We start from the raw sequence: 323 nt of genomic DNA on the forward strand, positions 1-323 counted from the left end.
AAAATACGATTGTAGTGTCTGAAATTAAATCTAATGGCTATATGCGTCTATATGGAGAAGAGTCATACTTTTTTGAAGGTCCGATCCCGTATGCGGCACACTTTTTAAAAGATACCCTTCCAGATTCTGATTATAAATTGAATAAAGAAGATATTCAGTATCAGCTAGAGAAAGGTTATATTATAAAAGTAAATGAGCAGTACTTCTACTATCCCAAGGATAAAGATGCTAATGTAATTTCTATTTCTGAAGCTAAGAAACTCACCAAAAATCAAAAGAAACCTACTTCTCAAGCTAAAAAAGGGGTAGCTGGTGTTGATTAT

1 protein-coding gene is annotated in these 323 nt (G+C 32.8%); it reads left to right on the forward strand.

Going from position 1 to position 323, the window contains the following annotated elements; all coding sequences use genetic code 11:
- On the forward strand, positions 1 to 323 hold a 323-nt coding region (locus tag C1G53_RS01765), incomplete at both ends, for a pneumococcal-type histidine triad protein (RefSeq protein ID WP_153046632.1).

It is taken from the genome of Streptococcus suis (assembly GCF_002960445.1).
In the GTDB taxonomy this organism is placed as follows: domain Bacteria; phylum Bacillota; class Bacilli; order Lactobacillales; family Streptococcaceae; genus Streptococcus; species Streptococcus hyiners.